This is a genomic window from Sphingomonas sp. BL2, from assembly GCF_056680015.1.
In genome coordinates, this window is sequence record NZ_CM155261.1 from 1,181,902 (window position 1) to 1,205,779 (window position 23,878).

At 66.8% G+C, this 23,878-nt stretch carries 26 protein-coding genes; 15 read left to right on the plus strand and 11 right to left on the minus strand.

Annotation, left to right across the window (positions count from 1 at the left end):
• Positions 1–12: 12 nt before the first annotated feature.
• Positions 13–423, plus strand: coding sequence for a peptide-methionine (R)-S-oxide reductase MsrB (gene msrB, locus AC1ME3_RS05390; protein ID WP_136188816.1), 411 nt, complete (start codon positions 13–15; stop codon positions 421–423).
• 44 nt (positions 424–467) lie between these two features.
• The gene (locus AC1ME3_RS05395; RefSeq protein ID WP_480955161.1) at positions 468–2,639 is read left to right on the plus strand and encodes a transglycosylase domain-containing protein; all 2,172 of its coding nucleotides are present in this window, start codon (positions 468–470) and stop codon (positions 2,637–2,639) included.
• Here AC1ME3_RS05395 and AC1ME3_RS05400 read toward each other — a convergent pair.
• From AC1ME3_RS05400 to AC1ME3_RS05410, 3 genes are read right to left on the minus strand one after another with little or no spacing between them, the layout of a single operon-like run.
• On the minus strand, positions 2,615–3,289 hold the full coding sequence (locus AC1ME3_RS05400; protein WP_480955162.1) for a M48 family metallopeptidase: 675 nt from the start codon (positions 3,287–3,289) through the stop codon (positions 2,615–2,617). The two genes, AC1ME3_RS05395 and AC1ME3_RS05400, sit on opposite strands and share 25 nt — an antisense overlap.
• 15 nt (positions 3,290–3,304) lie before the next feature.
• Positions 3,305–3,739 (minus strand): YcgN family cysteine cluster protein, encoded by a 435-nt coding sequence (locus AC1ME3_RS05405; RefSeq protein WP_133020171.1) that lies wholly within the window; start codon positions 3,737–3,739, stop codon positions 3,305–3,307.
• Positions 3,736–4,329: an SCO family protein gene (locus AC1ME3_RS05410; protein ID WP_480955163.1), complete on the minus strand. Its 594-nt coding sequence runs from the start codon at positions 4,327–4,329 to the stop codon at positions 3,736–3,738. Before AC1ME3_RS05410 ends, AC1ME3_RS05405 begins: the two co-directional genes overlap by 4 nt.
• A gap of 79 nt (positions 4,330–4,408) precedes the next feature.
• Here AC1ME3_RS05410 and AC1ME3_RS05415 point away from each other — a divergent pair, with 79 nt between their 5' ends.
• Entirely contained in the window at positions 4,409–5,017 is a 609-nt protein-coding gene (locus AC1ME3_RS05415) for an ankyrin repeat domain-containing protein (protein ID WP_480955164.1), read from the plus strand.
• 137 nt (positions 5,018–5,154) lie between these two features.
• Here AC1ME3_RS05415 and AC1ME3_RS05420 read toward each other — a convergent pair whose 3' ends face one another.
• Genes AC1ME3_RS05420 through tsaD form a run of 3 tightly spaced genes read right to left on the minus strand, consistent with a single transcriptional unit; the run spans position 5,155 to position 7,711 of the window.
• Positions 5,155–5,652, minus strand: a complete 498-nt coding sequence (locus AC1ME3_RS05420; protein ID WP_480955165.1) for an MmcB family DNA repair protein — start codon at positions 5,650–5,652, stop codon at positions 5,155–5,157.
• A gap of 59 nt (positions 5,653–5,711) precedes the next feature.
• Positions 5,712–6,689: an NAD(P)H-dependent glycerol-3-phosphate dehydrogenase gene (locus tag AC1ME3_RS05425; RefSeq protein WP_480955166.1), complete on the minus strand. Its 978-nt coding sequence runs from the start codon at positions 6,687–6,689 to the stop codon at positions 5,712–5,714.
• Positions 6,686–7,711 (minus strand): tRNA (adenosine(37)-N6)-threonylcarbamoyltransferase complex transferase subunit TsaD, encoded by a 1,026-nt coding sequence (tsaD, locus tag AC1ME3_RS05430; protein WP_353466144.1) that lies wholly within the window; start codon positions 7,709–7,711, stop codon positions 6,686–6,688. The genes AC1ME3_RS05425 and tsaD overlap by 4 nt, the downstream gene beginning before the upstream one ends.
• A 64-nt stretch (positions 7,712–7,775) precedes the next feature.
• Between tsaD and hemC the strand changes: the two genes are divergently transcribed.
• Both hemC and AC1ME3_RS05440 read left to right on the plus strand, forming a co-directional pair.
• On the plus strand, positions 7,776–8,681 hold the full coding sequence (gene hemC / locus AC1ME3_RS05435; protein WP_480955167.1) for a hydroxymethylbilane synthase: 906 nt from the start codon (positions 7,776–7,778) through the stop codon (positions 8,679–8,681).
• Positions 8,678–10,339: a uroporphyrinogen-III synthase gene (locus tag AC1ME3_RS05440; protein WP_480955168.1), complete on the plus strand. Its 1,662-nt coding sequence runs from the start codon at positions 8,678–8,680 to the stop codon at positions 10,337–10,339. Before hemC ends, AC1ME3_RS05440 begins: the two co-directional genes overlap by 4 nt.
• Before the next feature lie 191 nt (positions 10,340–10,530).
• On the opposite strand, the gene AC1ME3_RS05445 is transcribed toward AC1ME3_RS05440, so the two are convergent.
• Together AC1ME3_RS05445 and AC1ME3_RS05450 are read right to left on the minus strand one after the other, a co-directional pair.
• Positions 10,531–10,797 (minus strand): hypothetical protein, encoded by a 267-nt coding sequence (locus AC1ME3_RS05445; RefSeq protein WP_480955169.1) that lies wholly within the window; start codon positions 10,795–10,797, stop codon positions 10,531–10,533.
• Between the two features lie 149 nt (positions 10,798–10,946).
• The gene (locus AC1ME3_RS05450) at positions 10,947–11,201 is read right to left on the minus strand and encodes a hypothetical protein (protein ID WP_480955170.1); all 255 of its coding nucleotides are present in this window, start codon (positions 11,199–11,201) and stop codon (positions 10,947–10,949) included.
• Between the two features lie 161 nt (positions 11,202–11,362).
• Here AC1ME3_RS05450 and AC1ME3_RS05455 point away from each other — a divergent pair, with 161 nt between their 5' ends.
• Positions 11,363–11,590 carry a hypothetical protein gene (locus tag AC1ME3_RS05455; protein ID WP_480955171.1) on the plus strand — a complete coding sequence of 76 codons (228 nt, stop codon included), beginning with the start codon at positions 11,363–11,365 and terminating at the stop codon, positions 11,588–11,590.
• 158 nt (positions 11,591–11,748) lie between these two features.
• On the opposite strand, the gene AC1ME3_RS05460 is transcribed toward AC1ME3_RS05455, so the two are convergent.
• On the minus strand, positions 11,749–12,207 hold the full coding sequence (locus AC1ME3_RS05460) for a GNAT family N-acetyltransferase (protein ID WP_480955172.1): 459 nt from the start codon (positions 12,205–12,207) through the stop codon (positions 11,749–11,751).
• A 353-nt stretch (positions 12,208–12,560) separates the two neighbouring features.
• Between AC1ME3_RS05460 and topA the strand changes: the two genes are divergently transcribed.
• The gene (topA, locus tag AC1ME3_RS05465; RefSeq protein ID WP_480955173.1) at positions 12,561–15,179 is read left to right on the plus strand and encodes a type I DNA topoisomerase; all 2,619 of its coding nucleotides are present in this window, start codon (positions 12,561–12,563) and stop codon (positions 15,177–15,179) included.
• Positions 15,180–15,322: 143 nt separating this feature from the next.
• Here the strand turns inward: topA and AC1ME3_RS05470 are convergent, their stop codons facing one another.
• Together AC1ME3_RS05470 and panC are read right to left on the minus strand one after the other, a co-directional pair.
• Positions 15,323–15,619: a hypothetical protein gene (locus AC1ME3_RS05470; protein WP_480955174.1), complete on the minus strand. Its 297-nt coding sequence runs from the start codon at positions 15,617–15,619 to the stop codon at positions 15,323–15,325.
• Positions 15,620–15,697: 78 nt separating this feature from the next.
• On the minus strand, positions 15,698–16,537 hold the full coding sequence (gene panC, locus AC1ME3_RS05475) for a pantoate--beta-alanine ligase (RefSeq protein WP_480955175.1): 840 nt from the start codon (positions 16,535–16,537) through the stop codon (positions 15,698–15,700).
• Positions 16,538–16,612: 75 nt separating this feature from the next.
• On the opposite strand from panC, the gene AC1ME3_RS05480 reads away from it, so the two are divergent.
• The 8 genes from AC1ME3_RS05480 to AC1ME3_RS05515 all read left to right on the plus strand — a co-directional run bounded on the left by AC1ME3_RS05480 (position 16,613) and on the right by AC1ME3_RS05515 (position 23,854).
• Positions 16,613–17,452, plus strand: a complete 840-nt coding sequence (locus AC1ME3_RS05480) for a division plane positioning ATPase MipZ (RefSeq protein ID WP_480955176.1) — start codon at positions 16,613–16,615, stop codon at positions 17,450–17,452.
• Positions 17,449–17,703: a DnaJ domain-containing protein gene (locus tag AC1ME3_RS05485; protein ID WP_107964210.1), complete on the plus strand. Its 255-nt coding sequence runs from the start codon at positions 17,449–17,451 to the stop codon at positions 17,701–17,703. The genes AC1ME3_RS05480 and AC1ME3_RS05485 overlap by 4 nt, the downstream gene beginning before the upstream one ends.
• Before the next feature lie 110 nt (positions 17,704–17,813).
• Positions 17,814–19,190, plus strand: a complete 1,377-nt coding sequence (pgmG, locus tag AC1ME3_RS05490; protein WP_480955177.1) for a phosphoglucomutase/phosphomannomutase PgmG — start codon at positions 17,814–17,816, stop codon at positions 19,188–19,190.
• Between the two features lie 362 nt (positions 19,191–19,552).
• Entirely contained in the window at positions 19,553–20,002 is a 450-nt protein-coding gene (locus AC1ME3_RS05495) for a PH domain-containing protein (RefSeq protein ID WP_480955178.1), read from the plus strand.
• Positions 20,003–20,029: 27 nt separating this feature from the next.
• Positions 20,030–20,809 carry an exonuclease domain-containing protein gene (locus tag AC1ME3_RS05500; protein ID WP_056066586.1) on the plus strand — a complete coding sequence of 260 codons (780 nt, stop codon included), beginning with the start codon at positions 20,030–20,032 and terminating at the stop codon, positions 20,807–20,809.
• Between the two features lie 89 nt (positions 20,810–20,898).
• Complete coding sequence (locus tag AC1ME3_RS05505) at positions 20,899–22,389, plus strand: sensor histidine kinase (RefSeq protein ID WP_480955179.1); 1,491 nt, start codon at positions 20,899–20,901, stop codon at positions 22,387–22,389.
• Complete coding sequence (locus AC1ME3_RS05510; RefSeq protein WP_056053360.1) at positions 22,386–22,826, plus strand: response regulator; 441 nt, start codon at positions 22,386–22,388, stop codon at positions 22,824–22,826. The genes AC1ME3_RS05505 and AC1ME3_RS05510 overlap by 4 nt, the downstream gene beginning before the upstream one ends.
• The gene (locus tag AC1ME3_RS05515; RefSeq protein ID WP_480955180.1) at positions 22,823–23,854 is read left to right on the plus strand and encodes a sensor histidine kinase; all 1,032 of its coding nucleotides are present in this window, start codon (positions 22,823–22,825) and stop codon (positions 23,852–23,854) included. Before AC1ME3_RS05510 ends, AC1ME3_RS05515 begins: the two co-directional genes overlap by 4 nt.
• Positions 23,855–23,878: the final 24 nt, after the last annotated feature.

Here is a 23,878-nt window from a genome sequence, read left to right on the forward strand (position 1 = left end):
AGATGCATGTCCATGGACCAGCTCAATCTTTCCGAGGCCGAATGGCGCAAGCGGCTATCCGCCGAACAATATCATGTGCTGCGCGAGGGCGGCACCGAGCGCGCCTTTGCGGGCGTGCTGAACGACAACAAGGCTGACGGCATCTACCGGTGTGCTGCGTGCAGCAACGAACTGTTCGACAGCGCGGACAAGTATGATTCCGGCTCCGGCTGGCCGAGCTTCACCCAGCCGATCCGCCCCGATGCGGTCACCGATCACGCCGATCGCAGCCACGGCATGACGCGTATCGAGACGCGGTGCGCGCGCTGCGACAGCCATATGGGCCACGTCTTCCCGGACGGCCCGCCGCCGACCGGGCAGCGTTATTGCATGAACTCGCTCTCGCTCGAATTCCGACCGCGCAAAGCGAACGTCGCGGCCTGATGTCGCTTGTAGGGCGGGACCATCGCGCGTAATTCTGCGGCCACATGGCTCGTACGCGTTCTGCTCCCCCGTCTCGTCGGTCCCCAACTCCACCGGCGTCACGCTGGCGGCGGCGGCTGGTCGTCTTTCTCCAGGTCATGGTCGGGATCGGTGTCCTCGCGCTCGGTGCGCTGGCGATCGCGGTCTATATCGCGATGTCGCAGTTGCCCAGCTTCGACAGCCTGAAGTCTTCGCCCAACGGCCAGATGATCCGCGTCCATGCCGCCGACGGCACCGTGATCGTGTCGATGGGGCCGAGCTTCGGCGAATGGCTGCCTTACGGCCAGATTCCCAAAGTGATGCGCGACGCGACCGTCTCGGTCGAGGATCGCCGCTTCCGCTCGCATATCGGCGTCGATCCGGTCGGCATCGCGCGCTCGGTGAAGGTGCGGTTCGATCGCGGTCACTGGACGCAAGGGGGATCGACGATCACGCAGCAGCTCGCGCGTACGGTCTTCCTCAACAACCAGAAGAAGTTCGGGCGTAAATTCCGCGAGGGCATCCTGGCGTTCGCGCTCGAATGGAAGTTTTCGAAGGACCAGATTCTCGAACTCTATCTGAACAAGGTTTATTATGGCGGCGGTGCCTACGGGATCGACGCGGCTTCGCGGAAGTTCTTCGGTCATGGCGCAGATCATCTGAGCCTTGCCGAAGCCGCCGTCATTGCGGGTCTCGTCAAGGCACCGTCCAACTACTCGCCGACTGCCGACGCGGAAGCCGCAATGGGCCGCGCCGGTGTCGTGCTGGAGACGATGCAGGAAACCGGTGCGATTACCGCGTCCGAGGCTGCCGATGCCGATGTATCCGGACTGAAACTGGCGCCCGAGCCGAAGCAGAACAGCGTGCGGTACTTCACCGACTGGGCCTTGCCGCAGCTCGACACGCTGATCGACGAGACGACCGAACCGCTGGAGGTCTGGACGACGCTCGACCTGACGATGCAGCGCCAGGCAGATGACGCGATCCGCGCCAATGCACCTCCCGGCGCACAGGGCGCGCTGGTTGCGCTCGATCGTGGGGGCGAGGTCCGCGCGATGGTCGGCGGCAAGGATTATGTCTCGTCGATCTACAACCGCGCGACGCAGGCGGTCCGCCAGCCGGGCTCGTCGTTCAAGCTGTTCGTGTATCTCGCCGCGCTCGAGGCTGGCCACAAGCCCGAGGACTCGATCGTCGACGAACCCGTCACGATCAACGGCTGGAGCCCACGCAACGATTCCCGCCGCAACTCCGGCGCGGTGTCGTTGCGGACCGCATTCGCCTATTCGCTGAACACCGTCGCCGCCAAGCTGGGCCAGGAGGTCGGCTTCAACACTGTCGCCGACATGGCACGGCGGTTCGGGATCACCACCCCGGTCAACGTCCATCCGTCGATGGTGCTGGGCACATCGGAGGTTCGCGTGATCGACATGACGCGCGCGTTTGCGTCGGTCGCCAACAAGGGCGTGGCGGTCACGCCGTACGGGATCACGCGAGTCACGGCGAACGGCCAGACGATCTACACGCATGAGGTCGACCGTAGCCACGTATTGGTCGCGCCCTATGTCGCCGCCGAGATGACCGACCTGTTGCAGACCGCGGTCAACACCGGCACCGGGCGCGCGGCGCAGATCGGTCGGCCGGTCGCGGGCAAGACCGGCACCACCACCGCATCGAAGGACGGCTGGTTCCTGGGCTTCTCCAGCGGAATCACCACAGGCGTGTGGATGGGTCGCGACGATGCCAAGCCTATCGCCGGCCTGCACGGCGGCACCGCGCCGGCCAAGGCCTGGGCTGCGTTCATGAAGCCCGCGACGGCCAATCGCCCGATCGAGCAGTTCGATACGAAGGTCACGTTGCCCGAGTGGCAGCTCGAGCCAGACGAGGAGAGCTATTTCGGGCAGCCCGACAACGGCCAGATGGCGGTCGACGCGGATGGCAATCCGATCGAGCAGGGCCAGCCGCCGGTCCCGACCGATGCGCAGACCGGCGACACGATCCCGCGGCCCGATGCGGATCAGCCCGAAGTCCCCGCGACGCCGCCGCAGCAGTTGAATCAGGACTGGATCGACCGGGTTACCGGGCGTGAGCGGCGCGAGCCGTCACCGGCTGGCCGGCAACCTCTCCAACGCGATGTGCCACGCGACCAAGTGCAGACGCAGCGCTATCAGAGCGATCAGGAAGAGCGGCCGAACCAGTGAAGGCCAGCGCCGTGCGTGCGTAGCCACACCCGCGCGGGCGTCGGGTCTTCGCCGTAGAGTTGCTCCACGAGCGCGTGGAAGACCGGCGCGTGGTTCATGTGGACACGGTGCGCGACTTCGTGCGCGACCGTGGCGCGGCGGACCCAGCTCGGCGCGAGGATCAACCGCCAGCTGTAGCGGATGACGCCGCTCGACGCGCAACTGCCCCAGCGACCCTTGGCATCGCCGACCGCGACCTGGGCGACGGTTACCTTCGCCTTGGCGGCGTATTCGGCGGTTTCGGTCTCCAGCACGGCGAGCGCGGTGCGCTTGAGCCACGCTTCGACGCGGCGCGCGATCGTTTCAGGGGGGCCGGACAGCGACAGGACCGAGCCCTCGCGAACCACGGTTCGGCGGCTGCCGGGGGTCCATACGATCGTCAGCGGTTCGTCGGCGACGGTAAGGACCGCACCGGGCACGAACGGGCGCGGCTGGGGGAGCAGCGCGCGCTGTTCGGCGATCCAGCCGGCCTTGTCCTCCGCCCAGGCCAGTGCCTGCTTCAACGCCGCACGCTTGGGAAGGACGAGCCTGGCCCGGCCGCTCGCGGGATCGATCGACAGACGCGCGCGGCGTGCGCGCGGGTGACGGACGATCTCCAGGCCCTCGATCATCGGGCTATCACCGGGTCAGAGCTCGCGGTCGATCACGTGGTATTCGAGCTCGCCCGCTTCGTCCTCGCTGATCGTCCAGCCGCGCACCGATTGCTTGGCGCGGTGGACGGCTTCGCGGTCCCCGCAGACGAGGTAATGCCATTCGGGCAGCTGCTCGCCGGCCGCGCGCAGGCGGTACGCGCAGGTCGAGGGCAGCCAGTCGATCCCGCGGACGTTGCCGGTCGTCAGCCGCACGCATTCGGGGACATAGGCGTGGCGATGGCGGTAATCGGAGCATTGCCCGCTGCGCCGGTCGAGCAGGCGGCACGAGACGTTGGTCGCGACGAGCTCGCCGGTATCCTCGTCCTCGAGCTTGTGGATGCAGCATTTGCCGCAGCCGTCGCACAACGCTTCCCACTGGCCGCGGTCGAGCTGGTCGATCGGCGTATCTTCCCAGAAGCGCGCGCTCACCGGGCCCAGCGCTTGATTTCCGTCACCACTGCGTCGGGCCCTTGTTCCTGTGGCAGCAAAGCGAGGGGCTTGCCGTCCGGGTCCATCAGATAGGCCTGGCGCGAGTGGTTTACGAGGTAGCCGCCACCCGGCGACGCGTCGCCCTTGCTCGAATACACCGCATACTCGGTCTTGATCTTGGCGATTTGCGCGTCGGTGCCGGTGAGGCCAACCATGCGCGGGTGGAACGCCGAGACGAACTGCCTGAGTACCGCAGGGGTATCGCGCGCCGGATCGACGGTCACGAACACCGGCACGATCTTGGCGGCAAGCGCGGGGTCGCTCGTTTCGAGCTTTTTCACCGCGGCGCCGATCGCCTGGACATCCGTCGGACACACATCGGGACAGAAGGTGTAGCCGAAATACATGATCCGGTATTTGCCGTCGAAGTTGCGCTCCGTGACGGTCTGTCCGTTCTGGTCGGTCAGCGTGAAGGCGCCGCCGATCCGGGCGCCTTCGAGGGGCGGTTTGGCGGGGGGCTGGGACGAGTTGCACGCGGACAGCGCCAAGCCAGGCAGTGCGAGCGCGCAGAGGAGGAAACGGAGGGTCATGGTGCCGCCAGTCTTGATCTGTTCGCTACTGCGGCGCAAGCGTCACCCGATATCCAGGACGAACCAAGGAAGTCTCTCGATGCGTATCCGTCTGATGCTCGCCGCTACCCTCCTGACGCCTGCGCTCGCCTGCGTCGCGGCGCCCGCGTTCGCGCAAGGCCAGTCGGAGGGGTACAAGTTCCTGTCCGCGGTGCGCGATGCGAAGAACAACGAGGTGCTGGAGATGCTGGGGCGCCCGGGCAGCAACATCATCAACACGCGCGACGTGACCAGCGGCGAAGGCGCGCTCCATATCGTCATCAAGCGCGGCGACGAAGTGTATCTGCGCTTCCTGCTGCAAAAGGGTGCGGACGCGAACCTGCGCGACGGCAAGGGCAATACGCCGCTGCTGCTCGCGGTGACGCTGGGCCAGACGAACATGATCCCGATCCTGACCGCGGCAGGGGCGAACCCGAATCTGGCCAATTCGGCGGGCGAGACGCCGCTGATCCGCGCCGTGCAGCGCCGTGACGTGGGCATGATCCGGGTGCTGCTGGCCGAGAACGCCGATCCCGATCAGGCGGACATCATGGCGGGTATGTCCGCGCGCGCCTATGCCAAGCAGGATGGACGCAACCCGATCGTGAGCAAGCTGCTGGAAGATGCGCCGAAGAAGGTGCGGAAGGCCGTTTCGGGCCCGAAGTTCTGAACTTCTGATCCTCCCCCGCCAGGGGGAGGTGGCTGGCGCTTGCCAGACGGAGGGGAGGAAAGGGTTACGGTCGTTGCGTGTTCCTCCCCCTCCGTCACCTTCGGTGCCACCTCCCCCTGGCGGGGGAGGATTTAGTGTTAGAATGCCAACCCGTCGGCGTCCGGGTCCATCTGCGCAATCAGACGACGCGCAGCGCGCCGGGCGAACGCGAGCGTACACCGTTTCCGCACATGCGCCGGCAGCGGCACGGTATGCGCCTCGCGCACGATCGCCGCGTCATAGCGGTCGGCGACGATGATCCCCGTCCGCTCGGGCAGGAACGCAGGTCCGTTCAAGGGCCCGACGTCGAACCCGGCAGGGACAGCCCAGAAGTACCGGTCGCAATGCCCGAGATAATCCGGCCACTTTCCGTCGCCTAGCAGATCGGCGCGCGACACCTTGATCTCGAGGATGACGATCTGGCCGCGCGCGTCCACCGCCATCAGGTCGGCACGGCGGCCACCATCTAGCGGCACTTCGGTCATCGCGGTGAGATCGTGGCGCAGCAACATCCGGATCACGCCGCGCGCCACGTCGGCCGCACATAAGGGTGATCCAGGTTTGTCGATGCAGGAGTCCGGCGGCATATCGAGCATGCGGCGGAAATAGAACAATCCGCGAACGAGGCAAGCCCATTCGCGGATTGGTCGCGTCGTCAGCCCGCCTCGCCCTTCAGCGGCCGGGCGAGCAGATCGCCGATAACGTCGCTCACCGGAGCGCCCTCCAGCAGTCGGCAGACGGCTTCGGTGATCGGCATGTCGACGCGCGCGTCGCGCGCCGCCTCGCGCAGGACGGGCGCGGTGAACGCGCCTTCCGCGACGGTCCGGCGGTCCGCCAGCAAGGTCGCCGCCGAATCGCCACGCCCGAGGCCGACGCCCAGCGAAAAGTTGCGCGAACTCGTCGAGGAACAGGTGAGCACGAGATCACCCAGCCCGGAAAGCCCGGCCAGCGTCTCCGCCCGCGCGCCGCGGGCCAGCCCGAACCGCGTCATCTCGGCGAACCCGCGCGCGATCAACGCCGCGCGCGCGTTCTGGCCGAGCCCTGCCCCCTCGACCACACCGCAACCGATCGCGAGGACGTTCTTCACCGCGCCACCGATCTCCGCGCCCGCGACGTCGGTCGAGGCGTAGGTGCGGAAATGGCGGGCCGCGAGGCGTGTCGCGAGCCGCTCGCCGAGCGCCGCATCCTCGCAGGCCAGCGTCACCGCGGTCGGTAACCCGGCAGCAACTTCGTGCGCGAAGGTCGGTCCCGAGAGCACCGCGATCGGCGCATCGGGATGTACCGCGCGCGCGACCTCGCCGACGAGACGCTTGCTCCCCGCCTCGATCCCCTTCGCGCACAGCACGAGCGGAATGCGGCCGATCGGGGCGGCGGCGAGCACACTGCCGACGTGCTGGGCGGGCGCGACGACGAGGATCGCCTCCATGTCCGCGAGCGCCGCGAGGTCGTCGGTCGCGCGGATCCCCGGCGACAGCGCGACGCCGCCGAGGAACAGCGTGTTCTTATGGTCAGTGTTGATCGACTCGACCACCGCGCCCTCGCGTGCCCACAGGATCACCTCGCGACCACCATAGGCCGCGACTTGAGCCAAGGCGGTGCCCCAGGCGCCGCCTCCGATGACGCCGATTTTCATGCCTTCACCCCTGCGCCACGCACGGCTTCGGCATTCGGATCGAGCGGCCAGCGCGGACGCGCGGCGACATCGAGCGGATCGGTGAGGCCCGCGGCAAACCGCTCGGCCCCCGCCCAGCCGATCATCGCGGCGTTGTCGGTGCACAGCCACAAGGGCGGCGCGACGAAGCGGAGCCCGTGGGCGCTGGCAAGACCCTGCAACGCGGTACGGACTGCCGTGTTGGCCGCGACTCCACCCGCGACGACGAGCGCGGTGGCGCCATGCGATGTCCGCAAAGCCTTGGTCGTGCGGTCGATCAGACAGTCCACCACCGCCGCCTGGAACGACGCGGCGATATCCTCGGGCGAATACTGGCCGACGACGCGCGCGACCGCGCTCTTCAACCCGGCGAACGAGAAATGCGGTTCGGCCGAGCCTTTCAGCGGGCGCGGCAGTGGGACAGCCTTTGGATCTCCCAACGCCGCGGCCCGCTCGACCGCAGGACCTCCCGGGAAGCCCAAGCCCAAGAGCTTGGCGGTCTTGTCGAACGCCTCGCCCGCCGCGTCGTCGATCGTCGTGGCGAGGCGCCGATACGCACCAACGCCCTCGACCAGCAGCAACTGGCAATGCCCGCCAGACACGAGCAGCAGAAGATAGGGAAACTCCAGGTCCGGATCCGACAGGCGCGGCGAGAGCGCGTGGCCTTCGAGATGGTTGACCGCGATCAATGGCTTGCCCGCGGCGTGTGCGAGCGCCTTGCCGGTGACGAGCCCGACCATCACCCCGCCGATCAACCCCGGCCCCGCGGTCGCGGCGATCGCGTCGACATCCGCCAGCGTCAGCTTCGCGTCGGCCAGCGCCGCGACGATCAGCGGCTCCAGTGCCTCGACATGCGCGCGCGCGGCGATTTCGGGGACGACGCCACCGAACGGAGCGTGCGCCGCTTCCTGCCCGAGCAGCCGGTGCGCGAGGACCTGCCGGTCGCCGGTGACAAGCGCGGCGGCGGTTTCGTCGCAGGAGGATTCAATGCCGAGAATGATCATCGCGTGTCTGTATAGGCCCGCGTGAAGCTTGTCGAAGGGGGCCCCTTTCTGCATGGCACGCACGATGACAGTTTTTCGGCTCGGTACGCGCGGTTCGCCGCTGGCGCTCACCCAGGCAGGCCTGGTCCGCGATGCCCTGTGCGCGGCGCATGGCTGGTCACCCGACAAGGTCGAGACGGTCGTGATCCGCACCACCGGCGACCGCGTGCAGGATCGCGCGCTCGCCGAGATCGGCGGCAAGGCGCTGTGGACCAGGGAGCTCGATCGCGCGCTGCACGACGGCGACATCGACTGCGCGGTGCATTCGATGAAGGACGTCGAGACGATCCGGCCGCGCACGCTTCGGATCGCCGCGATGCTGCCGCGCGCCGACGTGCGAGACCGGCTGATCGGTGCGGAGATCTTCGCCGACCTCCGCCCGGGCGCCGTCGTCGGGACGAGTTCACCGCGACGCCGTGCGCAGTTGCTGCGGCTGCGGCCCGACCTGGAGATCGTGCTGATCCGCGGCAACGTCGATACGCGGCTCGGCCGGGTGGCGAGCGGCGAGATGGACGCCACGCTGCTCGCCGCCGCCGGGCTCGATCGCCTCGGGCGCGACGACGGCCATGCGATCCCGACCGATATCATGCTGCCCGCACCCGCGCAGGGCGCGGTCGGGATCGAGGTCCTCGACGGCAGTGCCGCGCATGCGATCGTCGCCGCGATCGACCATGCCGACACCAGCCTGTGCGTGCTGACCGAGCGGGCGTTGCTGGCGCGGCTCGGCGCGGACTGCCACTCGCCGGTCGCGGCGCTCGCGTCGCTGGCAGGCGAGACGCTGACGTTGCGCGCCGAGCTGATCGCCGAGGACGGGACTTGCGACGTCGCCGGATCGATCGAGGGCGGCGCTGACGAAGACCTGGGCACGATGCTGGCGGTCGATCTTCTCACCCGCGCGCCGGCCAGCGTCCGCCGGCTGTTCGCGGCATGACCTCGCCTTACGCGGTCGTCGTCGTGCGGCCGGAGCCCGGCAATGCGCGGACCGCGGCGGCGCTGCGGGCGCTCGGGCTAGACGTACGGCAGGTTCCGCTGTTCGCCGTAGCTCCGGTCGACTGGAGCGTGCCGGATCCTGCAGGGTTCGACGGGCTGTTGCTGACCAGCGCGAACGCAGTGCGGCACGGCGGTGCGGGACTGGACGCGTTAAAGCGCCTGCCGGTGGTCGCGGTCGGCGCTGCGACGGCGGCGGCGGCGACCGACGCGGGTTTTGCGGTCGCGGTGACCGGGTCGGGCGATGCGCGCGATGCCGTTTCCGAAGCACGCGATCGCGGCTTTGCGCGACTGCTCCACCTTGCCGGGCGCGATCGTGCCCCGACCGGCGACGGGGTCGAGGCGGTCACGGTCTACGCGAGCGATGACCTCCCGATCGACGCTACGGCGGCGCAGTCGTTCGCCGATACCGTAGTGCTGCTGCACTCCGAACGCGCCGCGGCCCGGTTGAAGGCTATGCTCGATACGGCGGACATTAACCGGTCCGGTATCGAGATTGCCGCGATCAGCGCCGCCGTCGCCGAAGCCGCCGGAACCGGCTGGGCGACCGTCTCGATCGCCCCGCAACCGAGCGATCCGGCGCTCGTCGCGCTGGCTGCTGCACGTGCGAACATACGCGCGATTGACCATCCGGTGGATGGCGGGGATAAGCACGCCATGAGCGACTACGTGCCGACCGATCGCCCACGGGCACGCGGACCCAGAATGGGCGTCATCATCGCCCTCACCGCGCTTGCGTTCATCGCCGGACTGGCGCTGATGGCCTATGCCGCAAGGAAGCTGCCCTGGTTCGGCGCCACGGCGTCGACCACCGCTGGCGCCCCCGTCGCGGGCCAGAAAGCCGGCGCGAGCAATTCCGGGTATATCCCGTCGCAACCGCTCGGTCCGGATGGCCAGCCGCAGGCGGCCGCGCCGGTCGACACGGCCGTGCTGGCAACCCGCGAGGCGACGCTGGCGGGCCAGCTGACCGCGCTCGAGGCGCGCACCGCAGCGATTACCACCGACGCGGCCGCTGCCGGTGGGCAAGCCACGCGGGCGGAAGGCCTGCTGGTGGCGTTCGCCGCGCGCCGTGCGCTCGATCGCGGGGTCGGCCTTGGCTATCTGGAGGAGCAATTGCGCCTGCGGTTCGGCCAGGCCCAGCCGCGTGCGACCATGCTGCTGATCCAGTCTGCGCGCCAGCCGGTGACGCTCGAGGATTTGCGCCAGGGCCTCGACGCGATCGCGCCCGATCTCACGAGTTCGACCGGCGAAAACTGGCTCGACACGATCCAGCATCAGATCGATTCACTGGTGGTCTTGCGCAAGGCTGGCACGCCCTCGCCGATGCCCGCCGACCGCCTCGCACGCGCGCGCCGACTGCTCGGCGCGGGCCAGGTCGAGGCGGCCCGCGCCGAAGTCGCCCGCCTGCCCGGCGCGGCGCAAGCCGGCAACTGGATAGACGCCGCCCGGCGCTACGTCGTCGCCCGCCAGGCGCTCGACGTGATCGAGAACACCGCACTCATCGGCCAACCGGGCCAGCCCCAGCCGGCACCGGTTGTAATGCCCACGCCCGAACCGGCAGCCCCCACGATTGAGGAAACGCCGGACGCGACGGGCGTCTGACCAGAGGCGCCGCGGATACGATTTTGCCAATCCAGAGCGTGTTTATTGACCGCATGAGCCTCTGGGCGAATGTCCGCGATCAGTGCGACCGAATACGGCCTTGAACGGCTGAACGTGGGCGACGCGGAATGGCCGGAATGGGAAGGAAAGCGGACGGTCCGCTTATCGGCCTGAGGCGCCATTGCCGTCGCTCAGCGATAGCTGGTAAAGTTGACCCCCACGACGATACTGGTGAGCAGCGACACGCTAACCAAGGCCATAATCATGAAAATGCGCCTATCACAGCTTCGGTTCAACAGCACCGCAATTGCGATCGGCGGGAGGAAAATACTGATGGCGTTAGCCATTCCCCTGTAACCGACAGCGTCAGTCGCCAAAACAAATGCTGCTGCGACCACTGCGGTTGCAACGACCTGAAACAAATAAGGATGCCGTCTTGGGAACTCTGGTGCCTTCATAAAATAGATCCTGCATGGCATCAATCAAGTCTGCAATGGAGAAGCCTCAATACAGCCCCGAATATTCTGGGATTGGCGAAAGCGGAAAGGCGGCTATAAGTTGTTTTCGGCAGGTTATGCGACGGTCCGCTTTGGGGAAGGTGATCCGATTAGCTGCCGTTGTGGCGATTGGCTGCTCTAAGCAACAGGGATCCAGCGGATGCGAACACCGCCCCGATCAGGCCAATAAACGCCGTGCCCGACACGATGCTCGCTGATGTTGCAGGCTCGCGAGTATCGCTGTCGAAAACCTCAACGCCGAATCCGAAGTGCGCAATATCTATTGCGATCGAGGCGACGACCGCGATTAGGCCGATACCAACCCACCACTGGGCCACGCGACGGGCAGGGTAAAGTTTGCTCATCCGCTCACTTTGCATGCGCGAGGGGATGTCCGCAATCGGGGAGCATCGATCCACCCTACTGTGACCGGAAGTGGGCGTTATCGGAATGGCTGGAATGGGAGGTTTGCAGCCTGACCGCTTTAGGCGCTAATCTACTGGAAGCGGACATTACGAGGTGACCTTTGCAGCGCGAAGTCTGGTTCGAAAAAGTGGCGTCGAGCTACATGCCGTGTCACTGGAAAGGCTTCGGAGTATTGGCAGCCGTCATTCTCCCTACGGTCGCGGCGATCTTGGTGGGTCAAGCGGTGTTAGATGGTCTGGGCTATCGCACCGCAGACTGGTTACCATTCCCGATCTTCTTCACCCCCGCCCTGTTGTTCCTTCTTGGCATCGCAAAGCGGCATAGCTGAACGACCGGCAGCTATCGGGAGCGCGGTCGAAGCCGTGAGCGGCTTAGATTGGGCGTAAGCAGACAGGCCGCTTTTGCTCGACGTTCGCTGCCAGAGTCGCCGGTATGACCAGATACCAAGCACACCGTGCTTGCCCGGGAAGGCCCGTCACGCGGACTCTACATTTCGAGGTGGAAGAACTGGTTGAACGCGGTTGCCTCATAGTCGCCGAACGCTGCGCCGCTCACGAAACCGCGGTGGCGATACAGGGCGAGGGCTGGCTCGAACGCTGGGCCGCTCCCGGTTTCGAGGCTTAGCCGCGTTATGCCGCGCTTTCGGGCGAACGCCATGATCGTGTCGAGGATCGCTGCGGCAGCGCCCTTGCGCGTGAAATCGGGGTGCGTGCGCATCGATTTCACCTCGGCAGTACCGTCGGCGAGCAGCTTGATCGCGCCGACGCTGGCCACGCGGCCGTCGCACCACGCCGTCCAGACCGTTATCTCTGGAACCTGCAATCCCGACACATCGAGCGCGAAGACGTTGCCGGGGGGCGAAGCGGCGTGCATGCCCGCGAGATGCAGCGCCAACAAGGATCGGGTCTGATCGCCAGACAGGTCATCCTCGCGAATATCGAACATCGCGCTCCCCGCCTTACCGATCGTTTCGTAATCCGAATGCCGACACCGGAGCCGATCATCAAGTCTCTGCCGTTTCTCAATCCGCGCCGGCTTCCCTTCCCGTCCGACCTACCGCTGTCCTACTGGCGGATTGTGGTCCACGGCATTCGCTACCAACCAAGAGGACGTCGTTCGCGCACGCTGCCGCCCGCATTTCACCGAACTGCAAAAACGTTGCTCTAGGCATCCTCCTCTGGAAAACGGACGTCAGCGTCTGCACTTCCTATACTTCACTCCGGCCCCACCCCGGGTTGACGGCACCGCCCCTTCGTCCCCACCCTCGTACGCGTACACGTAAGGACCCCGGTTTCCCCATGCAGCTTGTCATCGTCGAATCGCCTGCCAAGGCCAAAACCATCGAGAAGTATCTGGGCAGCGATTACCGCGTCCTGGCCAGCTACGGCCATGTCCGCGATTTGCCGCCCAAGGACGGTTCGGTCGATCCCGACGATGCGTTCGCGATGACGTGGGAGAATTACGCGGACAAGTCAAAGCAGCTGAAGGCGATCACCGATCTCGCCAAGGTCGCCGACCGCCTGATCCTCGCGACCGATCCGGATCGCGAGGGCGAGGCGATCTCGTGGCACGTCCGCGAAGTGCTGCGGGCGCGGAAGGCACTGCCGAAAGAGGTCGAGCGCGTCACCTTCAACGCGATCACCAAGGCCACCGTCACCGAGGCGATGAAGAACCCGCGCGAGTTGGACGACGACCTGATCGACGCGTACCGCGCGCGGCGCGCGCTCGATTATCTCGTCGGCTTCACGCTCTCGCCGGTGCTGTGGCGCAAGCTGCCGGGCGCCAAGTCCGCCGGTCGCGTCCAGTCCGTCTCGCTGCGCCTGATCGTCCAGCGCGAGCGCGAGATCGACGTCTTCAAGCCGCAGGAATACTGGTCGGTCACGGCCGAGATGGAGCATGACGGCACCGCCTTCACCTCGCGGCTGACGCAGTTCGAGGGCAACAAGCTCGACCGCCTCTCGATCGGCAACGAAGGCGATGCCCTGCGCGCCAAGCAGGCAGTGCTCGACGGCAATTTCTCCGTCCAGTCGGTCGAGACCAAGCCCGCCGGTCGCAACCCGCCGCCGCCGTTCACCACCTCGACGCTCCAGCAGGAGGCGTCGCGCAAGCTAGGTTTCTCCGCCGATCACACGATGCGGATCGCGCAGGGTCTCTACGAGGACGGCGCGATCACCTATATGCGTACCGACGGCGTGCAGATGGACAGCAGCGCGATCAGCGCCGCGCGCCTCGCCGTCGCGAACCGCTTCGACGCGAGCTATGTCCCCGACAAGCCGCGCCAATATCAGTCGAAGGCGAAGAACGCGCAGGAAGCGCATGAGGCGATCCGCCCGACCGATTTCGGCAAGGACAAGGCCGGCGGCGGCGATCACGCACGCCTCTACGACCTGATCTTCAAGCGCGCGCTGGCGAGCCAGATGGCGTCGGCGCGGATGGAGCGCACCACGGTCGAGATGGCCGACGGCACCGGTCGAAACATCCTGCGCGCCACCGGCCAGGTGGTGCTCTTCCCCGGCTACCTCGCGCTGTACGAGGAAGGGTCGGATGACTCGGCCGACGAGGACGCCCGCCGCCTGCCGCGGATGCGCGAAGGCGATGCGCCCGCCAAGAAGAAGGTCGACGCCGAGCAGCACTTCACCCAGCCGCCGCCGCGCTTTTCCGAAGCCTCGCTGGTCAAGCGGATGGAGGAGCTCGGCATCGGCCGGCCGTCCACCTACGCGTCGATCATCAAGACGCTGAAGGATCGCGCCTATGTCCGGATCGAGAAGAACCGCTTCTTCGCCGAAGAATCCGGCCGTCTGGTGACGGCATTCCTCGAACGCTTCTTCGAGAAATACGTCGGCTACGACTACACCGCCGAACTGGAGGAAGAGCTCGACGACGTCTCCGGCGGCCGCGCGCAGTGGCAGTCGGTGCTCGACGCGTTCTGGCGCGATTTCAAGCCGCGCACCAACGAGGTGATGGAGCAGCAGCCCTCGGCGATCACCGCCGAGCTCGACACCTTCCTCGCGCCGTATCTGTTCCCCGCCAAGGCCGACGGCGGCGATCCGCGGCTTTGCCCGAACTGCGGCGAGGGCCAGCTGGCGCTTCGCGGCGGCAAGTTCGGCGCGTTTATCGCCTGCTCGAACTACCCTGAGTGCAAATATACGCGTCGTTTCGCACAGCCCGGTGGCGATGCCGAGGCGGACGCAGGCCCGTCGACGCTCGGCACGCATCCGGACACGGGGCAGCCGATCGAGCGCAAGTCGGGACGCTTCGGCCCGTATCTGCAGATCGGCGAAGGCGAAGACCGCAAGATGGCCTCGATCCCGAAGGACATCGGCGAGCTCAATTTGGAGTGGGCGGTCAAACTGCTGTCGCTCCCGCGGACGGTCGGCAACCACCCCGAAACCGGCGAACCGATCATCTCGACGATCGGTAAGTTCGGGCCGTATCTGAAGCACGCGGGCAAGTACGCGCGGCTCCAGACGACGGCGGACGTGTTCGAGACGGGCATGAATGCGGCAGTCGTGAAGCTTGCCGAAGCCGCGGCCGGCGGCGGTCGCACCGCGCGTGGGGCGCAGGCACCGCTCAAGATCCTCGGCAACCATCCGCGCACCGAGGCAGAGATCAAGCTGATGGAGGGCCGCTACGGCGCCTACGTCACCGACGGCACGACCAACGCGACGCTGCCCAAGTCGATTGAGAAGGACCAGCTGACGCTCGAGGAAGCGGCGTCCTTGATCGACGCACGCGCCGCCGCGGCACCTGCCACGAAGAAGAAGAAAGCGCCCGCCAAGAAGCCGGCGGCGAAGAAGGCACCGGCCAAGACGGCAGTGGCCAAGGACGAGGCTGAGGCGAAGGCTCCAGCGAAGAAGCCCGCGGCTAAAAAGGCCCCCGCCAAGAAAGCCGCCCCGAAGAAGAAAGCGGAAGCCTGACCTCTCGATCCTCCCCCGCCAGGGGGAGGTGGCACCGAAAGTGACGGAGGGGGAGGACACGGAACAGAGCTTTTCCTTACCTCCCCCTCCGTCTGGCAAGTGCCAGCCACCTCCCCCTGACGGGGGAGGATCGAGAGACTAGCTCAAGCGGCCCGCCGCTGCGTCAACTGCATCCAATCCCGCGCCGCACGCTGCGCCACAGAAATTTCCCGAGCCGTCATGTCCTCGGCGATCTCAGCCCGGCATTCCTGCGCGGCGATGTTCCCCGACACCGCCGCCAGGTTGAACCACTTGTGCGCCTCGATCAGGTCGAGGACGACACCCGCCGTCCCCGTCGAATACACCATCCCCAGTTCGTAACACGCGCGGTCGTCGCCGCGCGCGGCATCCGCCAGACGACGTTCGATTCCGATATTGGCGTTCTTGAAACTGCTGCCCATGGTCTTGCCCCCAATGTTCTTGAGGACAGACTGCGGCGATTCCGACTACGAAATGGTTAATGGGTTAACGCTCGTTTTTTACAAATCTATCGCGATATTGTCGATCAACCGCGTCGCGCCCATCCGCGCCGCCGCCAGCAACCGCCGCGGGCGATCCGCCGCAGGGGTCTCCGCCAGCGTCTCGGCATCCGCCAGCGCGACGTAATCGATCGTGAACCCCGCCCCGACCAACGCCGTCCGCGCATCGTCGAGCACGGACTCCACGTCCTCGCCCTTCGCGATCGCCCGCGCGGCGACACCCAAGGCTCGCGGCAAGGCGACCGCCTGCTTGCGCTGCTCGTCGTCGAGATAGATGTTGCGCGACGACATCGCCAGGCCGTCGTCGTCGCGCTGCGTCGGCACCCCGACGATATCGATCGCGAAATCGAGATCCGCCACGAACCGCCGGACGACCGCGAGCTGCTGGTAATCCTTCTCGCCGAAATACGCCGCGTCGGGCCCGACTTGGTTGAACAGCTTCGACACGACCGTCGCGACGCCGTCGAAATGGCCGGGCCGCGAGGCGCCGTCGAACCCGTCGCTGACACCCGAGACGCGCACCGACGTCGCGAACCCGTCGGGATACATCGTCTCGACCGACGGCAGCCAGAGCAGGTCGCACCCGGCTTCGTTGAGCATCCGGATATCGGCCATCTCGCGCCGCGGATACCGCGACAGGTCCTCGTTCGGGCCGAACTGCGTCGGGTTGACGAAGATCGACGCGACGACCTTGGTCCCCGGCCGCTTCGCCGCCTCGATCAGCGCGACATGGCCCGCGTGCAGCGCGCCCATCGTCGGGACGAGCGCGACGCGCTGCCCCGCCGCACGGAAGGCGGCGACGCTTTCGCGCAACGCATTAAGGTCCCGGACGGTGTCCACGTGAAACTCCTACTCGATAAGTGCGGTCGCGGCTTCTATGAAGGGTGACTGTTACGATCAATAAGGAAACGCGCGTTGGCCACGGGCCCGGATACACCCCAAGCTTCGACGCACGTTGCCCCGTCGGTATCGACGCACGTCATCGTGTTCGCCAACGAGAAGGGCGGCACCGGCAAGTCGACGACCGCGGTGCACGTCGCGATCGCGCTCGCCGCCAAGGGTGCGCGCGTCGCGTGTCTCGATCTGGATCACCGCCAGCGCACCGTCGGCCGCTATCTCGACAACCGCGCCGAGACGATGAAGCGCAACGGCTCGGTGTTGCCGATGCCGCGCCACGCGACGCTGTCGGACCAGAGCGAGGACCAGTTCGAGGATCTCTGGCACTCGCTCAGCGAACGCTCGGACTTCCTCGTCGTCGACACGCCGGGCCGCGACGATCCGTTCGCGCGCACCGCCGCCGCGCTGGCGAACACGCTGGTCACGCCGATGAACGACAGCTTCGTCGACTTCGACCTGATCGGCCAGGTCGATCCCGAGACGTATCAGGTGACTCGCCCGAGCTTTTATTCCGAACTGATCTGGGATGCGCGGAAACAGCGCGCACGCGCCGATGGCACGACGATCGACTGGGTCGTGCTGCGCAACCGCCTCCAGCACATCGAGGCGCGCAACATGCGCCGCGTGTCGGACGCGCTTGCGCAACTGGCGAAGCGCGTCGGCTTCCGGATCATCCCGGGGCTTGGCGAGCGCGTGATCTACCGCGAGATGTTCCCCGCCGGGCTGACGATGATCGATTCGAAGGCGTTCGGCAGCATGGGCCTCGGCCATGTCGCGGCGCGCCAGGAACTGCGCGAGATGATGGCGGCGTTGCAGTTGCCCGAAGTTGTCGAGCAAGCGCCGGACGTCGCTGCGTGAAGTGGATCGTCGCCGCAGTCTTCATCTGGCTGGCATGGCATTACCTCCGCCCGAAGCCAAAACAGCGCGTGGTCACGGATGAAGCCGAGGCCCGCTCGATCCTCGGCATCGACAGCAACGCGAACGCCGACGCGATCCGCAGCGCGCACCGCCGCCTGATCGCTTCGGTCCACCCGGATCGCGGTGGCTCGACCGACCTGACCCGCCGGGTGAACGCAGCGCGCGACCTCCTCCTAAAGCGCGCCCGCTAAACCGTTCTCCTGCGAACGCAGGAGTCCAGCGTTACAAACGCCATCGCTCTTGGCTCCTGGGCCCCGCTTTCGCGGGGGAACCGCAGTGAGATATAATCGTCGAGAGGCTCATGACTCACCAGTTCGACCCGACCTCGCTCCGCGAATACGACATCCGCGGGATCGTCGGCAAAGCGCTCGGCCCCGCCGACGCCGTGGCGATCGGCCGAGGCTTCGCCACCCGCATCCGCGCCGCCGGAGGAACGCGCGTCGCGGTCGGCTATGACGGCCGCAACTCCTCGCCAGACCTCGAAGCCGCGCTCGTCGCCGGCCTGACCGCAGGCGGTGTAGACGTCGTCCGGATCGGCCTCAGTACCTCGCCGATGCTCTATTACGCCGAAGCGACGCTAGAAGTGGACGGCGGCATCCAGGTAACCGGCAGCCACAATCCCCCCGAATATAACGGCTTCAAGATGGTGCACGCCCACGCGCCATTCTTCGGCGACGACATTCAGGACTTGGCCGCGCTCGCGGCGTCCGGCGCCTGGAGCGAAGGCGAGGGCGAAGTCACGACTGCGGACGTGCTCGACGCCTATGTCGGGCGGCTGATGGCTGGCTATGCGGGCGGCGCGTACCGGATCGGCTGGGACACGGGCAACGGCGCCGCCGGCCCGGTGATCGAGAAGCTCGTGCAATTGCTGCCGGGTGAGCATCATGTGATCTTCGCCGATGTCGACGGCAATTTTCCCAACCATCATCCCGATCCTACCGAAGAGGCGAACCTCGCCGATCTCAAGCGTCTGGTCGCGGAGAAGAACCTCGATTTCGGACTGGCCTTCGACGGCGATGGCGACCGGATCGGTGCGGTCGACGGACTGGGACGCGTGATCTGGGGCGACCAGATTCTCTCCATATTGGTCGAGCCTGCCCTGCGCGAACACCCCGGCGCGCCGATCGTCGCCGACGTGAAGTCGTCGCAAGCGTTGTTCGATCGAATCACCCAGTTGGGCGGCGAGCCGGTGATGGCCGCCACAGGCCACAGCCTGATGAAGACCGCGATGACGCGCACCGGCGCGCCGATCGGGGGAGAGTTGAGCGGGCATCTGTTCTTCGCGGGCGAATATTACGGCTTCGACGACGCGCACTATGCGGCGGTGCGGCTGATCCGCGCGGTGCATCTGTCGGGGCGGTCGCTGACCGAGTTGCGCGACGCGATGCCGGCGCTGGTGGCGACGCCCGACCTGCGGTTTCCGGTCGAGGATGTGCGCAAGTTCGTGGTGGTGGACGAGGTGATTGCGCGGCTGAAGTCGGAGGGTGCGGATATGGACCTCACCGATGGCGCGCGGGTGACCACCGCCGAAGGGTGGTGGCTGCTGCGAGCCTCGAACACTCAAGCGATGCTGACGGTACGGGCGGAGGCAAAGGACCATGCGGCCCTTGATGCCTTGCTCGGGAAAGTCGACGCGCACCTCGCGGCGAGTGGCGTGATCCGCGCCGGACAGCCATAATAAGCCACCACCCCGGCGAAGGCCGGGGCCCAATTGGAAAGGTGGATGTAACGAAGCGCAGCGCTCCGTTAGCAACGTCCCCCAACTGGGCCCCGGCCTCCGCCGGGGTGGTTTAGGTAGAGGGGGCGCTCGCAGAACTAGACGAGGAACTCACTGTAGCCCGTGAGGTGCCGCCCCCTCCCCCGTCATTCCCGCGGAGGCGGGAACCCAGACTGACTGGCCTCCCAAGGGTTTGCAACCGTTCGGAGAATATGAATTCCCGCCTTCGCGGGGATGACGGTGGTGGTTGGATGGCAGCCACACATGATTGACACGCCATTCCCCTCGCCTACCGTCCCGCCACCACCCCAAGGAGTCCCCCAGTGGAGCGCCCAGTCGACGAATTCCGCTCCAGCACGCGGCGCTGGCTGCTCGGCAGCTTTGCCGGTTGGGGCACGCTGCTCATCTGCCTCGCCGGCGTGGGCTTCGTCATCATCGGCGTCCGCTGGCTCAAGAACCGCAGCGCCAGCTACGAGATCACCGACCAGCGGCTGATCATCAAGCGCGGCATCCTGTTCAAGACGATCGACGAGATCGAGCTGTACCGGATCAAGGACGTCCGGCTCGGCTATTCGCTGCTCAACCAGATGACCGACATCGGCACGATCATCCTGACCTCCAGCGACCGCACGACGAGCGGCGGGGAGTTCACGCTCCGCGATATCCCGATGGCACGCGACCGTCGCGAAGGCCTGCGCAAGCTCGTCGACCGCGCCCGCCAGCGCCGCGGCGTCCGAGAACTCGACGTGGATGACGCATACGCGCTGGATTAAGCGCGCTTTTGTCCCCACATGGCGGGCATGGCGCCCCCCTACCCCAAGCCCAAACCGCAACCCCAGATGATCCGGGTCGTCGACCTCGAGACGACCGGTTCGGCCCCGCCCGCGCACGGCGTGTGCGAGATCGGCTGGCAGGACGTCGCGCTCGGCGAGGATGGCCGCTGGGAGATCTACGGCGAAGGCGGCAGCCTGCTCGTCAATCCCGGTCGGCTGATCCCGCCGGTGACTCAGGCGATCCACCACATCCTCGACGAGCATGTCGCCGACGCGCCGTATTGGCATGATTGCGCCCGCCAGGTGCTCGACCCGTGGCCGCGCCGGCTCGCGCTCGCCGCGCACCGCGCCGATTTCGAGCAGAAATTCTGCACCCCAGCGCTCACCCGCGACGCCGAGTGGATCTGCACGTGGAAATGTGCGCTGAGGCTCTGGCCCGACTCACCGAGCTTCTCGAACCAGGTACTGCGCTATTGGCGCAAACCGCACGGCATGGAGCATGAGCGCGGACTCCCCGCACACCGCGCGTTCCCCGACGCCTACGTCACCGCGTTCCACTTGCGCGACATGCTCAACGAGGCAAGCCTTGCGCAGCTACTCGAATGGTCGCGCGACCCCGGCCTCATCCCGCGCGTCCGCTACGGCCCTGACCGCGGCAAGGAATGGTCCGAACTCGATCATGAGACGCTGATGGCGTTCATGACCGACCGCGATCCCGACATCCGTTTCACCGCCAACCACGAGATGGACCGGCGCAGCGGTGGCGGCCGCGTCGGCAAGGCCAGCGCGCAGGATCTGCTGCTCTAATCAATATCGTTGCGCTGGCGGACGCGGCAGTATCGCTGGCGTAACGACATCTGCCAGCCTACACCGTCCGTCCTATGGTGCGCGTACGCTTGAAACTGCCCTCTTCGGAAGGGCGAGTCGCACGCTGGCTGGTCGCGTTCATGACTCTCGGCTTTATCGCGCTGGCCGCTGCGGCGATCGCAATCGGCTGGATCACCGTCCGCAACCGCACCTATACCGCCGAGATCCTCCATACGCAGGACGTCCGCCAGGCGATCGCCACGCTCCAGATCCAGATGGAGCAATCCGAGACGGCGCGGCGCGGCTACATCCTGGCCGGCAAACCGCTGTTCGCCACCGCCTATGCGCGGACTGCGGGCAACCTCGTCCCGTCGATCCGCAAGCTGCGCCATCTGACCCGCGACAATCCGCGGCAAGGTGCCCGCCTCGACCTGATCGAGCCGCGCTTCGTCCAGTTGCGCGCGCTCCGGACGCAATCGATGACCCTGGTCGCCGCGGGTCGGATCGCCGAAGCGCAGCGCCGGTTCGCGGTCGATGCCAGCGTGCCGCTGATGCGTGGCATCCGCTACCGCACCCAGGCGATGGCCGCCGGCGAGGTCCGTCTGCTCGCGATCCGCACCGAGCGGCAGGAACGCACCAGTGCGCTGTTCCTCTCGGTCGCAGGGCTCGCCGCGGCGCTGCTGTTGGTCGTCGCGATCCTCGCGGTCCTGCTGATCCGCCGCTACACCGCCGACCTCGCCGCCTCGCGCGACAGCCTGCGCACCCTCAACGAGACGCTCGAGGAACAGGTCGCGGAACGCACCGCCGACCTCAGCCGCGCGAACGAGGAAATCCAGCGCTTCGCCTATATCGTCAGCCACGATCTGCGCTCGCCGCTCGTCAACGTGATGGGCTTCACCGCCGAACTCGCCACCGCCGCCGGGCCGCTCGCCGAGCTGGTCGACCGCGCCGAGGCCGAAGCGCCGCACATCCTGACGGAAGACGCGCGTCTGGCGGCGCGCGAAGATTTGCCCGAGGCGATCGGCTTCATCCGCACCTCGACGCAGAAGATGGACCGGCTGATCAACGCCATCCTCAAGCTCGCGCGCGAAGGTCGCCGCACGATCACCCCCGAGCATATCGACCCCGCGCAACTGGTCGACACGATCGTCGGTGCGATGCAACACATCGTCGACGATCGCGGCGCCGTGGTCCGCGTCGAGCGGCCCATGCCCACGATCGTCACCGATCGCCTCGCGCTCGAACAGATCCTGTCGAACCTGATCGAGAACGCGACCAAATACCTGAAACCCGGCCGCCCCGGCGAGATCACGGTCAAGGGCCATACCGAACGCGGCCGCGTCATCCTGTCGGTGATCGACAACGGCCGCGGCATCGATCCGCGCGATCACCAGCGCGTGTTCGACCTGTTCCGCCGCTCGGGCGCGCAGGACCAGCCGGGCGAAGGCATCGGACTCGCGCATGTCCGCGCACTCGCCTATCGTCTGGGCGGCACGATCGACGTGCAATCGACACTCGGCGACGGCGCGACCTTCCGGCTCAACCTGCCGACCCACATGACCATCCAGGACGCAGCATGAACGATCACAAGACCGTCGGTATCGTGATGATCGAGGATGACGAGGGCCATGCCCGCCTCATCGAGAAGAACATCCGCCGCGCCGGGATCCTGAACGATATCCGCCACTTCACCGACGGCACCACCGCGCTCGACTTCCTGTTCAACGCCGCCGACGGCCCTGCAAAGAGCGGCCCGGCGATGATCCTGCTCGACTTGAACCTGCCCGACATGAGCGGCACCGACATCCTCGCCCGGATCAAGGCGGAGGGCAGCCCGCTCAAGCGCACGCCGGTCGTCGTGCTCACCACCACCGACGACAAGGTCGAGATCGAGCGCTGCTACGATCTCGGCTGCAACGTCTACATCACCAAGCCCGTCAACTATGAGAGCTTCGCGCAGGCAATCCGCCAGCTCGGGCTGTTCCTGTCGGTGATCCAGGTCCCCGAAGCCGAGTGAGCGAAACGCGCGTCCTCTACATCGACGACGACGCCGGCATACGGCGGCTGGCGGCGCGTGCGCTCGAACGCCGCGGCTACCGGATGACCGTTGCCGAGACGGGGGCGGAGGGCGTCGTGAAGGCCGCCGCAGAACGCTTCGACCTGATCGCGGTCGATCATTACATGCCCGGCATGGACGGCCTCGAAACCCTCGAAGCACTCCGCCGCCTGCCCGATCCGCCCCCCGTGGTATACGTCACCGGCTCCGAGGAAGGCCGCATCGCGGTCGCCGCGCTGAAGGCCGGTGCCGCCGATTACGTCGTGAAGACGATCGGCGAGGACTTCTTCGACCTGCTCGCCGCCTCCTTCGAACAGGTGCGCGCACGGGCGTTGCTGGAGCACGAAAAAGCTGCCGCCGAGGCAGACCTGCGCGCCAGCAACGCGCGGCTCGAGGCGTTGCTCGGCGAGGTCAACCACCGCGTCGCCAACTCGCTGCAACTCGTTTCCGCAATGGTCCGCCTCCAGGCAACCGCGCTGACCGACCCCTCCGCGCGAGAAGCTCTTGAGGATACGCAACGCCGGATCCAGGCGATCGCGCAGGTCCACCGCCGGCTCTACACCAGTAACGACGTCGACAGCGTCGACATGCAGGAATATCTCGGCGCGCTGGTCGACGAACTCGCCGAGACCTGGTCGACCGAGGCGCTCCCCCGCGCCTTGAGCCTCGCCGCCGAACCGATCCGCCTGCCTACCGACCGCGCGGTGTCGCTCGGCGTGATCGTTACCGAACTCGTCACCAACGCGTGCAAATACGCCTATCCCAACAGCGGCGGGGAAGTCCGCGTGGCACTGCGCCGGATCGACGACGACGTGTTCCTGCTCGCGGTCGAGGACGATGGCTGTGGCATCCCCGAAGACGCCGTCCCGCGCGGCACCGGTCTCGGCACGAAGCTCATCCGCGCGATGGCGCAGAGCCTGCAGTCGATCGTCGAATACGACCCGACCCACACCGGCGTCCGCGCCACCCTCCGCGCCGCGGTACGGTAAGACGCGCCGGCTACAACGACGGAA

Excerpts from the sequence above, each read along its gene's own strand:
- topA (WP_480955173.1), top strand. The coding sequence starts at position 12,561 with ATGCAGCTTGTCATCGTCGAATCGCCTGCCAAGGCCAAAACCATCGAG.
- AC1ME3_RS05425 (WP_480955166.1), bottom strand. The coding sequence starts at position 6,689 with ATGAAAATCGGCGTCATCGGAGGCGGCGCCTGGGGCACCGCCTTGGCT.
- AC1ME3_RS05460 (WP_480955172.1), bottom strand. The coding sequence starts at position 12,207 with ATGTTCGATATTCGCGAGGATGACCTGTCTGGCGATCAGACCCGATCC.
- AC1ME3_RS05420 (WP_480955165.1), bottom strand. The coding sequence starts at position 5,652 with ATGCTCGATATGCCGCCGGACTCCTGCATCGACAAACCTGGATCACCC.
- AC1ME3_RS05440 (WP_480955168.1), top strand. The coding sequence starts at position 8,678 with ATGACCTCGCCTTACGCGGTCGTCGTCGTGCGGCCGGAGCCCGGCAAT.
- AC1ME3_RS05450 (WP_480955170.1), bottom strand. The coding sequence starts at position 11,201 with ATGAGCAAACTTTACCCTGCCCGTCGCGTGGCCCAGTGGTGGGTTGGT.
- AC1ME3_RS05400 (WP_480955162.1), bottom strand. The coding sequence starts at position 3,289 with ATGATCGAGGGCCTGGAGATCGTCCGTCACCCGCGCGCACGCCGCGCG.
- AC1ME3_RS05470 (WP_480955174.1), bottom strand. The coding sequence starts at position 15,619 with ATGGGCAGCAGTTTCAAGAACGCCAATATCGGAATCGAACGTCGTCTG.
- AC1ME3_RS05500 (WP_056066586.1), top strand. The coding sequence starts at position 20,030 with ATGGCGCCCCCCTACCCCAAGCCCAAACCGCAACCCCAGATGATCCGG.
- tsaD (WP_353466144.1), bottom strand. The coding sequence starts at position 7,711 with ATGATCATTCTCGGCATTGAATCCTCCTGCGACGAAACCGCCGCCGCG.
- hemC (WP_480955167.1), top strand. The coding sequence starts at position 7,776 with ATGACAGTTTTTCGGCTCGGTACGCGCGGTTCGCCGCTGGCGCTCACC.
- AC1ME3_RS05395 (WP_480955161.1), top strand. The coding sequence starts at position 468 with ATGGCTCGTACGCGTTCTGCTCCCCCGTCTCGTCGGTCCCCAACTCCA.
- AC1ME3_RS05415 (WP_480955164.1), top strand. The coding sequence starts at position 4,409 with ATGCGTATCCGTCTGATGCTCGCCGCTACCCTCCTGACGCCTGCGCTC.
- pgmG (WP_480955177.1), top strand. The coding sequence starts at position 17,814 with ATGACTCACCAGTTCGACCCGACCTCGCTCCGCGAATACGACATCCGC.
- AC1ME3_RS05445 (WP_480955169.1), bottom strand. The coding sequence starts at position 10,797 with ATGAAGGCACCAGAGTTCCCAAGACGGCATCCTTATTTGTTTCAGGTC.
- AC1ME3_RS05410 (WP_480955163.1), bottom strand. The coding sequence starts at position 4,329 with ATGACCCTCCGTTTCCTCCTCTGCGCGCTCGCACTGCCTGGCTTGGCG.
- msrB (WP_136188816.1), top strand. The coding sequence starts at position 13 with ATGGACCAGCTCAATCTTTCCGAGGCCGAATGGCGCAAGCGGCTATCC.
- AC1ME3_RS05510 (WP_056053360.1), top strand. The coding sequence starts at position 22,386 with ATGAACGATCACAAGACCGTCGGTATCGTGATGATCGAGGATGACGAG.